14 protein-coding genes are annotated in these 11,808 nt (G+C 72.5%); 4 read left to right on the top strand and 10 right to left on the bottom strand.

Going from position 1 to position 11,808, the window contains the following annotated elements; genetic code table 11:
- Positions 1-4 precede the first annotated feature (4 nt).
- Positions 5-1,087: a 4-hydroxy-3-methylbut-2-enyl diphosphate reductase gene (locus Q0817_RS03305; RefSeq protein WP_298584337.1), complete on the top strand. Its 1,083-nt coding sequence runs from the start codon at positions 5-7 to the stop codon at positions 1,085-1,087.
- Between the two features lie 98 nt (positions 1,088-1,185).
- Here Q0817_RS03305 and Q0817_RS03300 read toward each other — a convergent pair whose 3' ends face one another.
- From Q0817_RS03300 to Q0817_RS03290, 3 genes are all read right to left on the bottom strand, one after another.
- Positions 1,186-2,547, bottom strand: coding sequence for a DNA recombination protein RmuC (locus Q0817_RS03300; RefSeq protein WP_298584330.1), 1,362 nt, complete (start codon positions 2,545-2,547; stop codon positions 1,186-1,188).
- Between the two features lie 77 nt (positions 2,548-2,624).
- Positions 2,625-3,386 (bottom strand): ABC transporter permease, encoded by a 762-nt coding sequence (locus Q0817_RS03295; RefSeq protein ID WP_298584322.1) that lies wholly within the window; start codon positions 3,384-3,386, stop codon positions 2,625-2,627.
- Between the two features lie 69 nt (positions 3,387-3,455).
- Complete coding sequence (locus tag Q0817_RS03290) at positions 3,456-4,385, bottom strand: ABC transporter ATP-binding protein (RefSeq protein WP_298584317.1); 930 nt, start codon at positions 4,383-4,385, stop codon at positions 3,456-3,458.
- Between the two features lie 127 nt (positions 4,386-4,512).
- Here Q0817_RS03290 and ychF point away from each other — a divergent pair, with 127 nt between their 5' ends.
- Entirely contained in the window at positions 4,513-5,598 is a 1,086-nt protein-coding gene (gene ychF, locus Q0817_RS03285) for a redox-regulated ATPase YchF (RefSeq protein ID WP_298584309.1), read from the top strand.
- A 345-nt stretch (positions 5,599-5,943) separates the two neighbouring features.
- Here ychF and Q0817_RS03280 read toward each other — a convergent pair whose 3' ends face one another.
- The 4 genes from Q0817_RS03280 to Q0817_RS03265 form a co-directional block, all read right to left on the bottom strand.
- Positions 5,944-6,612 carry an Ltp family lipoprotein gene (locus Q0817_RS03280; RefSeq protein ID WP_298584289.1) on the bottom strand — a complete coding sequence of 223 codons (669 nt, stop codon included), beginning with the start codon at positions 6,610-6,612 and terminating at the stop codon, positions 5,944-5,946.
- Positions 6,613-6,879: 267 nt separating this feature from the next.
- Positions 6,880-7,320 (bottom strand): alternative ribosome rescue aminoacyl-tRNA hydrolase ArfB, encoded by a 441-nt coding sequence (arfB, locus tag Q0817_RS03275; RefSeq protein WP_298584283.1) that lies wholly within the window; start codon positions 7,318-7,320, stop codon positions 6,880-6,882.
- Between the two features lie 140 nt (positions 7,321-7,460).
- Complete coding sequence (locus Q0817_RS03270) at positions 7,461-7,889, bottom strand: hypothetical protein (protein WP_298584275.1); 429 nt, start codon at positions 7,887-7,889, stop codon at positions 7,461-7,463.
- Positions 7,890-8,083: 194 nt separating this feature from the next.
- Entirely contained in the window at positions 8,084-8,377 is a 294-nt protein-coding gene (locus Q0817_RS03265; RefSeq protein WP_298584265.1) for a hypothetical protein, read from the bottom strand.
- An 81-nt stretch (positions 8,378-8,458) separates the two neighbouring features.
- Between Q0817_RS03265 and Q0817_RS03260 the strand changes: the two genes are divergently transcribed.
- Positions 8,459-8,854 (top strand): MmcQ/YjbR family DNA-binding protein, encoded by a 396-nt coding sequence (locus Q0817_RS03260; protein ID WP_298584257.1) that lies wholly within the window; start codon positions 8,459-8,461, stop codon positions 8,852-8,854.
- Positions 8,855-8,884: 30 nt separating this feature from the next.
- Here the strand turns inward: Q0817_RS03260 and Q0817_RS03255 are convergent, their stop codons facing one another.
- Both Q0817_RS03255 and Q0817_RS03250 read right to left on the bottom strand, forming a co-directional pair.
- On the bottom strand, positions 8,885-9,328 hold the full coding sequence (locus Q0817_RS03255; RefSeq protein ID WP_298584248.1) for a lipopolysaccharide assembly LapA domain-containing protein: 444 nt from the start codon (positions 9,326-9,328) through the stop codon (positions 8,885-8,887).
- Positions 9,329-9,431: 103 nt separating this feature from the next.
- Positions 9,432-10,100: an alpha/beta family hydrolase gene (locus tag Q0817_RS03250; RefSeq protein WP_298584240.1), complete on the bottom strand. Its 669-nt coding sequence runs from the start codon at positions 10,098-10,100 to the stop codon at positions 9,432-9,434.
- Between the two features lie 168 nt (positions 10,101-10,268).
- Between Q0817_RS03250 and Q0817_RS03245 the strand changes: the two genes are divergently transcribed.
- A complete protein-coding gene (locus Q0817_RS03245; RefSeq protein ID WP_298584232.1) occupies positions 10,269-10,874 on the top strand; it encodes a mismatch-specific DNA-glycosylase in 606 nt (201 codons plus the stop codon).
- 81 nt (positions 10,875-10,955) lie between these two features.
- Here the strand turns inward: Q0817_RS03245 and zupT are convergent, their stop codons facing one another.
- Entirely contained in the window at positions 10,956-11,741 is a 786-nt protein-coding gene (gene zupT, locus Q0817_RS03240; RefSeq protein WP_298584214.1) for a zinc transporter ZupT, read from the bottom strand.
- Between the last annotated feature and the right edge of the window lie 67 nt (positions 11,742-11,808).

The raw sequence follows: 11,808 nt of genomic DNA, 5'->3' as shown, positions 1-11,808 counted from the left end.
GGCCATGCCGACCACCGTTGCGCTCTCCATGCCCACCGTCCCCCGTTCCCGGCGCACCCCCGAGGACGTGGCCGCCGCCGCCCCCGTGGACGGGCCCAAGAAGGTCCTGCTCGCGTCCCCCCGCGGATACTGCGCCGGCGTGGACCGCGCGGTCATCGCCGTGGAGAAGGCGCTCGAGCACTACGGCGCCCCGGTGTACGTGCGCAAGGAGATCGTGCACAACAAGTTCGTGGTGAGCACCCTCGAGGAGCAGGGCGCCGTGTTCGTCGAGGAGACCGACGAGGTCCCCGAGGGGTCGCTGCTGATCTTCTCCGCCCACGGCGTCTCCCCGGCCGTGGTGGAGTCCGCGAGGTCCCGCGACCTGCACACCATCGACGCCACGTGCCCGCTGGTGACCAAGGTGCACCGCGAGGCCGTGCGCTTCGCGAAGAGCGACTACGACATCCTGCTGATCGGCCACGACGGCCACGAGGAGGTCGAGGGCACCTCCGGCGAGGCCCCCGAGCACATCCAGGTGGTGAACAGCCCCGACGAGGTCGACCAGGTCGTGGTCCGCGACCCGGACAAGGTCGTGTGGCTGTCCCAGACCACCCTCAGCGTGGACGAGACCCTGGAGACCGTGCAGAAGCTGCGCGAGCGCTTCCCCTCCCTGCAGGACCCGCCCAGCGACGACATCTGCTACGCGACCTCCAACCGGCAGACCGCGATCAAGAAGATCGCCCCGGACGCGGACCTCGTGATCGTCGTGGGCTCGGCGAACTCCTCGAACTCCGTGCGGCTCAAGGAGGTCGCCCTCGAGTACGGCGCCCGCCGCGCCGAGCGCGTGGACTTCGCGAACCAGGTCGATGAGTCCTGGTTCGAGGGCATCGCCACCGTGGGCGTCACGTCCGGCGCCTCCGTGCCGGAGGTGCTCGTGAAGGACGTGCTGCGCCTGCTGGCCGACTACGGCTACGGCGAGGTCGAGGAGGTCGTCACCGCCGAGGAGGACGTCCTGTTCTCCCTGCCCAAGGAGCTGCGCGCCCGGCTCACCGCGGCCGGGGACACCTCCCACCGGCTCGGCGGCCGGGGGGCCCGTCCCGCCCGCTGAGCCGCAGGGTTCGCCCTGCCCGTTGAGCCACCGGGCCTGTCCCGTCCGCTGAGCTGCAGGGCCCGCCCCGCCCGCTGAGCCGCGGCGGACCCGCTCGCTCAGCCCGCCGCGCGCTCGTCGAGCTGCCCCGGAACGGCGCCGCCCGCCCCGGAGCGGCCCGGGTGCTCCGCGGCCTCCGGAAGCTGCGACGTCTCCGGTCGCTCCACTGCCTCCGGCGGCTCCACTGCCTCCGGCGGCTGCGCCGCCGCGGTGAACTCCGGGGCGGTCAGCGGGCGCGGCGCCACCACGAGCGGACGGGTGGTGAGCCGCTCGTCCTCCGCGAGGGTGGGGTCGAGGTCGTTGATCCGCCGGGCCGTGGGGAACACCCGGGTCTCCACGGACCCCGTGAGCCGGTTGTAGGTCTCGACCGACTTCTGCAGGGACCGGCCCATGTCGTCGAGGTGCTTGCCGACCGTGCCCAGCCGCTCGTAGAGCTGGCGGGAGAGGTCGAAGAGCTCCTTGGCGTTCTCCGTGAGCCCGTTCTGCCGCCACGTGAACGCCACGGCCTTGAGCGAGGCGAGCAGCGAGACCGGCGACACGAGCGCCACGTTGCGGCTCGCGGCGTGGTCCAGCAGGGTCGGGTCCGCGTCCAGGGCCGCAGACAGCGCCGACTCGGCGGGCAGGAAGCACAGCACCAGCTCGGGGGAGGCGTCCCGTGCCTCCCAGTACTTCTTCGACGCCAGTGCGTCCACGTGCCCGCGCACGGCCTTCGCGTGGCCGGTCAGCTGCGCCCGGCGCCCGGCGTCGTCCTCGGCGTCCTGGGCGCGCAGGTATGCGGTCATGGGCGCCTTGGCGTCGAGGACGATGTCGCGGCCCCCCGGGAGGTGCACGACCATGTCGGGGCGGATGGCGCTGCGCTCGCCGTCCGCGGTGGTGCCGTTGGAGGCGACCTGCTCCCGGAAGTCGACGTGCGCCGTCATCCCGGCGGCCTCGACCACCCGGCGCAGCTGCACCTCCCCCCACGTGCCGCGTGCGGAGCCCGAGCGCAGCGCGGAGGAAAGGGACGTGGTGGCGGTGCGCAGGTGGTCGCCCACCTCACGGGTGTGGGCCAGGGCCTGGGTGATGCCCCCGTACTGCTCGGCCCGGTCCCGTTCGAGCGCGCTCACGTGCTCCTCGACCGAGCGCAGCTGGTGGGCCACCGGGGCCAGGGCTCGCAGCACGTTGTTGTCCTGCACGGAGCGGGCGTCGGAGTCCCGCAGCCGCTCCTCGAGCTGGGCGCGCGCCTCGACGGCGGCAGCCCGCTCGGAGGCCAGGTCCACGAGCCGGTCCTGGACGGCGGCGAGCTCGGCCTGGAGCCCGGCGCGCTCCTCCTCCGCCGCCCGCGCGTCCCGGGCGGAGCGGGTCCGGGCGACAGCGACGCCCAGGAGGGCGCCCAGGAGCAGGGCGAGCAGGACGAGGACGACGACGAGGCTGACGGTCATGCCCAGCAGTGTGGCACGCCCGCCGGACACCGCACGGCAGCGGCGCCCACCGCCTCGCTCCTCGGAGCGTCGCCCGGTCAGCGCCGGACCGTGGTGCGGCGCATGGCCAGCAGCGCCACGGCCGCGAAGACCACCGTCCAGATCCCGGTGTTGAGCAGCAGCGCCCACAGGGGGTCGGACTCCACGGGCGGTCCGCTGGTCGCCACGACGTCCCCCTCCACGAGCGGGTACCGGGCCAGCCCGGCCAAACCGTAGAGCGGGGTGAACCGCGCGATGTCGAGCATCACGCCCGTGAGCGGGACGAAGAGGTTGCCGAAGAAGCTGAGTACCACGAGCATCCCGGAGGCCGCCCCCACCGCCGACTCGGAGCGGAACAGCAGCCCGGCGGCCAGGCCGTAGAGGGCGAACATCGAGGAGCCGGCCACGACGATCACCGCGGTGGCGGGCCAGCGCCAGCCGCCCAGCTCGGCGCCGGTCAGGGCGCCCACGGCGTAGACCACGAGGACGGGCAGCACGGCCATGGCGAGGGCCACGGCCACCTTGGCCAGCACGTACCCGTGCCGCGGCGCCGGGGTCAGCCCGATCTGGCGGCCCCAGCCGCGGGCCTGCTCCACGGCGGCGGAGCCGGCGATCGAGGTGGTCGCGGTGACCGCCCCGTAGACCGCCATGGAGATCATGTTGTACCCGCCGGCGTTGCCGTGGCCCACCGGCAGGTCGGAGAAGTCCCCCAGCGCCGTGAACATCACGTACAGCACGGCCGGCAGGACCACGACGAAGAAGGTGTTCTCGACCATGCGCACGGTGCGGCGCAGGTCGTGGGCGGCGTAGGCGAGGCTCATGGTGCTGGTCCTCCGGGGACGGGGGAGTGGGGACGGGTGCGTAGGGGCGGGGAGTCGGGACGGGGCCGGTCAGTCGGCGGTGAGGCCCAGGAAGGCCTCCTCGAGTCCGGCGTGGGTGATCTCGAGCTCGCTCGCGCCCGTGGTCGTCAGCAGGTGGCGGGCGATGGCGTCCGTGTCGGGACCCGTGAGCCGTGTGCGGCCGCCGGCGGGCTCCAGCGGGGTCGCCCCCGGCACGACGACGGGCCCGGGCCCCTCCCAGCGGAAGCTGACCACCCGGTGGCCGGCCAGGGCCTGGACCTCGGCGGTGGAGGCGTCCGCGACCACCCGCCCGCCCTTGAGCACCACCGTGCGGGCGGCGAACTCCTCGGCCTCGTCGAGGTAGTGGGTCGCGAACACGACCGTCCGGCCGCGCTCCGCCTCGGCGTGCATCGCGGCCCAGAACTCCCGCCGGGCGCTGACGTCCATGCCCGCGGTCGGCTCGTCGAGGACCAGCAGGTCCGGCTCGGGCAGCAGGGCCAGTGCGAAGCGCAGCCGCTGCTGCTCGCCGCCCGAGCACTTGGAGACTTTCCGCCGTGCGAACCCGGAGGCCCCGGCCCGGCCCAGGGCCTCGTCCACGGGCAGCGGGTCCCGGTGCAGGGTCGCGACCATCGCGACCGTCTCGCGCACGGACAGGTCGTCGAGCAGCCCCCCGGTCTGCAGGACCGCGCCGATCCGCCCGGCCCGCACGCTCTCGCGCGGGGCGGCGCCCAGGGTGCGCACGGTGCCGTCGTCGGGCTCGGTGAAGCCCAGGACCATGTCGAGGAGGGTGGTCTTCCCGGCGCCGTTGGGGCCGAGGAGCGCGACGACCTCGCCGCGCTCGATGCGCACGCTCACGCCGTCCACGGCCCGGACGCGGCGCTCGCCGTGCCCGAAGCCCTTCCGGACCCCGTTGACGTCGACGGCGGGCGAGTTGGCGGCGCTCGCCTGCGGCGCGGTGCTGGATGCCGGAGAGGAACTCATGCTCCGACTCTGCTCCACCGCGCGCCGTTCCGGAAGCTCCGGAGGCGCCGACACGCCCATGACCTCGGTCACGGGTCCCGGCGCCGGCGAGGTGCGCCGGTCCGCCCGGCCGGTAGGATGGTCTCCCGTGGCTCTTACTATCGGAATCGTCGGACTGCCCAACGTCGGCAAGTCCACCCTGTTCAACGCGCTGACCCGCAACACCGTCCTGGCGGCGAACTACCCGTTCGCGACCATCGAGCCGAACATCGGCGTGGTCAACCTGCCGGACCCGCGGCTGGACCGGCTCGCGGAGATCCACGGCTCGGAGCGGATCCTGCCCGCGACCGTGTCCTTCGTGGACATCGCCGGCATCGTCAAGGGCGCGTCCGAGGGGGAGGGGCTGGGCAACCAGTTCCTCGCCAACATCCGCGAGGCCCACGCGATCGCCCAGGTGGTCCGCGCGTTCGACGACCCGGACGTCATCCACGTCGACGGCGAGATCAACCCCGCCTCGGACATGGAGACCATCAACACCGAGCTGATCCTCGCCGACCTGCAGACCCTCGAGAACGCGATCCCGCGCCTCGAGAAGCAGGTCAAGATCAAGAAGGCCGATCCCGCCAAGCTCGCCGCCATGCAGCAGGCGCAGACGATCCTCGAGCGCGGGGACACCATCTTCGGGGCGGCCGAGAAGGAGAAGCTCGAGGTCGACCAGCTGCGCGACCTCAGCCTGCTCACCGCCAAGCCCTTCATCTACGTCTTCAACGCCGACGACGGCGTGCTTGGCGACGAGGCGAAGCAGCAGGAGCTGCGCGAGCTCGTGGCGCCCGCCGACGCCGTGTTCCTCGACGCGAAGCTCGAGTCCGAGCTCGTGGAGCTCGACGAGGACGAGGCGAAGGAGATGCTGGAGATGTCCGGGCAGGACGAGGCCGGGCTCGACAAGCTCGCCCGCACCGGGTTCCACACCCTCGGGCTGCAGACCTATCTCACCGCCGGGCCCAAGGAGTCGCGCGCCTGGACCATCCCCGTGGGCGCCACCGCCCCGCAGGCCGCCGGCGTGATCCACACCGACTTCGAGCGCGGGTTCATCAAGGCCGAGATCGTCTCCTTCGAGGACCTCGACGCCGCCGGGTCCATGGCCGACGCCAAGGCCGCCGGCAAGGTCCGGATCGAGGGCAAGGACTACGTCATGCGCGACGGCGACGTGGTGGAGTTCCGCTTCAACGTGTAGTGACGGACGAATCGCCTAGCCGGAGTGGGATTGTTTGCTGTCTGTCCGCAGATGGTCCGCAGGAGATCGGCTCGCGGCGTCCATGAGTCCCTGGGCAGCGTCCCGCAACTGACTATTCGCGGGCAGCCGAGTTGGATTCAGATCACGTCGTGGCTGAAATGGACGGCCATGAGGTCGAAGTGAATCTCTTACAAATGCGATAGAACACGTCGAAGACAGAGCGGCCCCGGTTCCCTGTTATGGGAGCCGGGGCCGTTGCTTATAGTGCGCATAAGTATTGAATCGGGTCTGGGCCGCGCGTGGTTCTCTCGCCCGGAACAAGAATTATGCTTCGCTCATGGGCGTTCAGAGTCCGACCTGGTCCGCACCGTACGCCGCCTGCTCTGCGGTGTAGCCCTCGAACATCAGCTGCTCAATGAGACCCGAGCGAGAGAAGCCCGACACGTCCAGATAGCTCTGGGCGGACTTCGCGGCCTGCTCGTTGTAGTCGATATCAAGGCTGTCGACCGCCATCGTTGCGTCCGCGTTCGAGTAGCCCTCGAACTCCAGCTGCTCGATGAGCCCGGTCCGAGAGAATCCAGAGAAGTCGATGTAGCTCTCGGCCGAGCGGACCGCGTTCTGCTGAGCGACTGTCATCGAGGACTCATCAGCGTTCTGCCCGGCATCCGGTGCTTCAGTATCGCCGGCCTCCGGCTCGGCTCCAGTCGTCTCGGGCTGGCTCATGCTCGGATCGTCTTCGGTAGCTGGCGCGTCCTCAGTCTCCTCGGGACCCGGGGCTGAGGACGTTTCGGCAGGTGTGGGCACGGAATCATCCGCTCCACCGCTCAACAGGGCGCTGCACCCGGCGAACAAGATGATGACGAGTACGAACAAGCCCAGGCAGCCGATGGCCCACTTCTTCTTGCCCTTCTTCTTCGGCGGCTCCTGGCCGTGTTCGGGGGGTGAGTATGGCCCCGGCTGTTGGTTGTACCGGGGGCCCTCGGGTCCTGGGCCGTTGGTAGGGTTGTGCGACATGTCTGTCCTTTTGACGGGGGCTTTCAGGTCCTATTTACACTAGGGAAACCATGTTGATGTGTCCCAGTGAGACTCGCACGTGTGTCCGTACTGTGATCACTTGCCCTTGTGGAACATCGGCCTCCGGCGCACACCGTTGAATCCGCCTGCCGAGAACGGGTCAGTTCTCATCCGCCGTTGATGCCGGTCCCGACCCACTCCGACCTGGCCGCCCTCCGGCGGGTGGGGTGGGCGGAGTAGATCGCCAATTGCAGGCCCACGGACAGGTCATTCGGCCCCGGGGCGCCTGCGGTTCTGCTTGGTCTCGGACCGCCGGCGTTTTCCTTCGAGTCGACGACGGCGCGAACCTCTCGTGGGCCGGGTCGGCCGCCGGACGGGATCTGGCACCAGGGCATCGCGCAGGAGCGTGGCCAGCCGCTGTCTCGCCGCCGTGCGGTTGCGTCGCTGGGAGCGGTGCTCGGCGGCGCTGACGGTCAGCACCGTGCCCGAGAGCCTGCCGGCGAGCTGATCAAGAGCGCGGTCGCGCTGCACGTCGCTCAGGGCCGTCGTGGTGGCCAGGTCGAGAGAGAGCTGCACCCGGGAGTCGGTGGTGTTGACGCCCTGTCCGCCCGGGCCGGAGGCGTGGGAGAACTGCTCGATCAGCTCTCCCGCCGGCACCCGGAGGCCGCGGGGCGCGCCGGGGCCCGGGGGTACGTGCAGATCGTCCACACGACGATTGTCCCGCACCGGCGACGCGACACATTTCACTCGGTCTCGGTGGAGGATCTCTGGCTGCTCGGGCGAGGTCTGCGGCTGGGCGCGCCAATCAGCCGCAAAGGCGGTTCGAGGTGCAGTCCGGCACGTCCTGACTACTGCCCGAGGGGCTCACCGGTGATGCTGTCGACGGTGCCGTTCTCGATGCCCTCGCACTGCGACTCCCCGGCCGGCGTGGTGGGCTCGTAGTGGATGCAGAAGGCGTCGTAGTAGGGCATCCCGTCCTGCCAGGCCGCGTAGGCCTCGTCGTAGGTGAAGTCCTGGTCCGGCAGCGCCCCGGGCATGGGCGGCGGGGTGGACCCGGGAGTCGTCGACGGGGTCGTCGATGCCGGCTGCGTCGCCTCCGCCGTGCCGGGAGCCGCGGTCGTCGGGGAGGGCGAGGCGCTGGGAGGCGCGTCGGGCTCGTCGGTCCCGCCGCTGTCGGGGGTGGTGCACCCGGTGACGAAGGCCAGGGACAGGGCGACCAGTCCCAGGCGCCCGAAGGCGGACTTCGGGTGGACGTTCTGCGGGGGGTTCAGTGACATGGCCGTCTCTCCGGTGGGGGCGGGGGATCCGTTCATCACTTTAGGGAACGCGGAGTGATCCGCCCGGGTACGACCCGCACGCAGTGCCGCAGTTCATTCCTCCGGGCACGGAGAAGACCTCGGGCCGCGACGTCGAGGCGTTCTCGACGTCGCGGCCCGAGGTCTGCGTCGTGCCGGCGGACCGGACCGGGCCCTTAACTCGGGGTCTCGGCGGCGTCCTCCGGCGGGGCCTCCGCCTCGAGGTAGTCCTCGAGGTCCACGAGCACGGCGGGGCCGGACTGAGCCGCCTGCAGCGCGACGGCGAGGCTCGCCACGTCGTCGTCGTCCAGGGGCCGGTCGGGCAGGTCGACGGCGTAGCGGGCCTCGCCGTCGACGAGCACGGGCGTGATGTGGGCGGGGCCGCTCGTGAGGTCGACGACGGTCGCGGGGGCGATCGCCTCGCCGTCCTCGGGAACCGGGCGGTCGTCGGGAGGTGCGGGGGAGCTCATGGGAACCGTCCTGTCGTTCGGGATGCTGTCAGGCTACTGCCTGATCCGCTCCGCGCAATGGACCGGCCTACGATGGACGTCATGGTGCACCCGCTCAGGTTCGACCGCGACGACCCGGTGCTGGCCCGCGTGCGGGCGATCTGCCTCGCGCTGCCCGGCGCGCAGGAGCGGATTTCCCACGGCCGCCCGTGGTTCTGCACGAGGACGGGCTTCGCGGTGTACGGCGGGACGCTGCGGGGGGACACGTCGACCGCCTTCGACACGGCGCTGCTGGTCAGGGCCGATCCGCAGGAGCGTCCCGCGCTGCTGGCGGGGACACGGTTCTTCGAGCCGGCGTACCTGTGGCCCTCGGGCTGGGTGGGGATGGACCTGTCCCCGGCGGGGACCGACTGGACCGAGGTCTCCGAGCTCGTCGAGACGTCCTACCGCCTCACGGCGCCGCGTCGCCTGGTGCAGGAGCTCGACGCCCGCCGCTGACGGGCCGGACCGCGCGGGCGGCCCGAGGCCTCAGCGCAGGGCGCGCTTGATGTCGGCGCGCTCCTTCTCGAGCTTGCGCACCCGGTGGCCCAGCTTGAAGAGCCGGACGGAGCCGACGAGGCCCATGATGAGAGCGCCGGCGACCGCCGCGAGCAGCATGGCGACGCCGAGGGGGAGGCTGAACTGCCAGCCCAGGTAGTTGAACTGCGCCGCGACGTTGTTCTGCAGGATGAAGATCAGCAGCAGGATCAGGATCAGCAGCCCGAGGATCAGGGCCGTCCACATGGCCCCCGAGACGCCCTGCTTCTGGTGCTCGTCCAGCGCGGGGTCGGTGCCGGCCTGCTGCCGGACGGCCGGTTCCCGGCCGGTCGCCGGGCGCTGCTCGGCGGACGCGTCCGGCGCGGGGCGCCCCGGCTCGTTCCCGGGGGAGGGCGCGGGCCGCTGCGGGTCCGGTGATTCTGGGGTGCGGGCCATGACGGTTCTCTCCCTGGTCGCGGATGGATCGTGGACGGATCGCGGTGACGCTGTGCTCCTCACCGTAGTCCTGGTCGGCGTGCCGCTGAAGTCCCGCCGGTGCTCAGCGGGTCGGCAGCTCCCGCCGGAGGAAGCGGCGCACCGTGGCGGGGAGCAGCGCGAGCGTCTCCTCCTGGCCCACGGGCCCGGACCGGCCGACCTTCAGGGCGTGATCCGCGCCCTGCACCGGGACGACCTCGACCGCCGGCGCGCCGCCCGCGGCGGCCGCGACCTCGTCCGCCGTGCCGAAGGCGTCCCGCGTCCCCTGCAGAACGAGCACGGGGACCGAGGGGCGCAGCAGCTCCTCGGCCCGCGAGCGCTCCGGCCGGCCCGGCGGGTGCAGGGGAAAGGCCAGGCAGACGACGGCGGACGCGCCCACCGCGGCGGCCGTCCGGCACGCCACGCGCGCCCCCGCGCTGCGGCCGCCGACGACCACGGGCGCTCCGGCGGCGAGCCCGGTCACGGCCGGCGCGGCGGCCAGCCACCCGGCGTCGAGGGCCGCCGGGCGCGGAGCGATCTTCCGGCCGGCGAGGACCCACGGCTGCTCGTGGCGCACGACCGTGACGCCGTGGCGGGGGAGCTCGTCGGCGAGGGCGGTGAGGTCGGGGGCGCCGGCGCCCCCGCCGGCGCCGTGCCCGAGCCACAGCAGCGCCGTGGGGGTCTCGGCGGGGGAGACCAGCAGGCGTCCCGGTCCGGTCTCGGTGGGCACGGTGAGCTCGGTCGGTCGGGGCATGGCCTCCACGGTAGCCGGGCGGTCGTCGGGCCGGCGTCGCGGGGCCTCCCGTCCCCGGGCCGGCCCGCGGGGCGCTCCCCGAGGGGCGCTCCCCGAGGGGCGCTCCCCGAGGGGCGCCGGTGCGGACCCCTGGTGCCCGCCGGACGGTGCGCGGCCTAGCATGTGGCCATGGCATCCCCGAACGCGTCCGGCGCCCGGCCGACCCGGGCGGATCTCGAGGCCGCCCGGGACACGACCCTGCCCGACCTGCTCGGCCCTGATCTGCGCCTGCTGATCTGCGGCATCAACCCGAGCCTGTGGGCCGCCGCCACCCAGGCGCACTTCGCCCGGCCCGGCAACCGGTTCTGGCCGGCCCTGTACGACGCCGGGCTCACCGGCCGGCTCGTCGACTGCTCGACCGGGATGAGCGCGGAGGACCGGGAGCACGTGCTGGGCCGGGGCCTCGGCATCACGAACCTGGTGCGCCGGGCCACCGCGCGGGCCGACGAGCTGGACCCCGCCGAGTTTGTGGCCGGCCGGGAGCGGCTGGCGGAGCTCGTCGCCGAGCTGCGCCCCGCCGTCGTCGCGGTCGCCGGGGTCACCGCCTACCGGCACGCCTTCGCGGACCCGGGAGCCCGGCTCGGGCGGCAGGACCGGGAGCTGGCGGGGGCGCAGCTGTGGGCGCTGCCGAGCCCGAGCGGGCTCAACGCCCACGCGTCCCGGGCGAGCCTGGCCGCCGCGTTCGCCGAGGCGGGCCGGGCGGCGGGCCTCCCGGCCGCCGGGCCGCTCCCGTGACCCGGCCCCGGCACCGCGGGCGCTTCCGGGCGCTTTCGAGCGACTCGGGTGCCTTCGAGGGTCTCGAGGGTCTCGGGCGAGTCAGACGAACAGGAGCAGGCTCACGGCCATGACCGCCATCCCGGCCACCAGCCCGTAGACCGACAGGTGGTGCTCGCCGTACTCCTGGGCGGTGGGCAGCAGCTTGTCCAGGGAGATGAAGACCATGATCCCGGCCACGCCCGCGAACACGACGCCGAAGACGACGTCGTCGAGGAACGGTCTCAGGACGAGGTACCCGAGCACCCCGCCGACCGGCTCCGCCAGGCCCGAGAGGAACGCCCAGCGGAAGGCCCTCCGGCGGTTGCCGGTGGCGTGGTAGATCGGCACCGCCACCGAGATCCCCTCGGGGATGTTGTGCAGCGCGATGGCCACGACCACCGGGATCGCCACCGACGGCTCCTGCATGGCCACCACGAAGGTCGCGAAGCCCTCGGGCAAGTTGTGGATCGCGATCGCCACCGCGGTCATCGTGCCCATCCGCATGAGCCGGCGCTGCCGTCCGGCGTCGTCGTGCGGGTACTCGTGCGGGTTGGCCCGGGCGGGCACGAGCCGGTCGATCACCGCGATCAGGGCGATGCCCCCGAAGAACCCTCCCGCCGTGGCCCACGCCCCGGAACGCTCCCCGAGCTCCGCGACGAGGGCGACCTGGGCCTTGACGAAGATCTCGATCATGGACACGTAGATCATCACCCCGGCGGAGAAGCCGAGACTCACCGCCAGGAACTTTGCGTCGGTGCGCTTGGTGACCAGGGACAGGAAGGCCCCCACCCCCGTGGCCAGGCCCGCGAACAGCGTCAGGCCGAAGGCGAACAGCAGTTCGTTCACGGGCGGGTCGACTCCGTTCCTGACCGGGGTGGGGCGCTCGCAGTCTAGCGAACAGCACGGGGTCGCC

The sequence above is a fragment of the uncultured Kocuria sp. genome, from assembly GCF_947500125.1.
Taxonomy (GTDB): domain Bacteria; phylum Actinomycetota; class Actinomycetes; order Actinomycetales; family Micrococcaceae; genus Kocuria.
The sequence above is the reverse complement of the archived record's forward strand: the minus strand, read 5'-3'. Positions and strand labels throughout refer to the sequence as shown.

Excerpts from the sequence above, each read along its gene's own strand:
- Q0817_RS03305 (WP_298584337.1), top strand. The coding sequence starts at position 5 with ATGCCGACCACCGTTGCGCTCTCCATGCCCACCGTCCCCCGTTCCCGG.
- Q0817_RS03300 (WP_298584330.1), bottom strand. The coding sequence starts at position 2,547 with ATGACCGTCAGCCTCGTCGTCGTCCTCGTCCTGCTCGCCCTGCTCCTG.
- Q0817_RS03295 (WP_298584322.1), bottom strand. The coding sequence starts at position 3,386 with ATGAGCCTCGCCTACGCCGCCCACGACCTGCGCCGCACCGTGCGCATG.
- Q0817_RS03290 (WP_298584317.1), bottom strand. The coding sequence starts at position 4,385 with ATGAGTTCCTCTCCGGCATCCAGCACCGCGCCGCAGGCGAGCGCCGCC.
- Q0817_RS03280 (WP_298584289.1), bottom strand. The coding sequence starts at position 6,612 with ATGTCGCACAACCCTACCAACGGCCCAGGACCCGAGGGCCCCCGGTAC.
- Q0817_RS03270 (WP_298584275.1), bottom strand. The coding sequence starts at position 7,889 with ATGTCACTGAACCCCCCGCAGAACGTCCACCCGAAGTCCGCCTTCGGG.
- Q0817_RS03265 (WP_298584265.1), bottom strand. The coding sequence starts at position 8,377 with ATGAGCTCCCCCGCACCTCCCGACGACCGCCCGGTTCCCGAGGACGGC.
- Q0817_RS03260 (WP_298584257.1), top strand. The coding sequence starts at position 8,459 with ATGGTGCACCCGCTCAGGTTCGACCGCGACGACCCGGTGCTGGCCCGC.
- Q0817_RS03255 (WP_298584248.1), bottom strand. The coding sequence starts at position 9,328 with ATGGCCCGCACCCCAGAATCACCGGACCCGCAGCGGCCCGCGCCCTCC.
- Q0817_RS03250 (WP_298584240.1), bottom strand. The coding sequence starts at position 10,100 with ATGCCCCGACCGACCGAGCTCACCGTGCCCACCGAGACCGGACCGGGA.
- Q0817_RS03245 (WP_298584232.1), top strand. The coding sequence starts at position 10,269 with ATGGCATCCCCGAACGCGTCCGGCGCCCGGCCGACCCGGGCGGATCTC.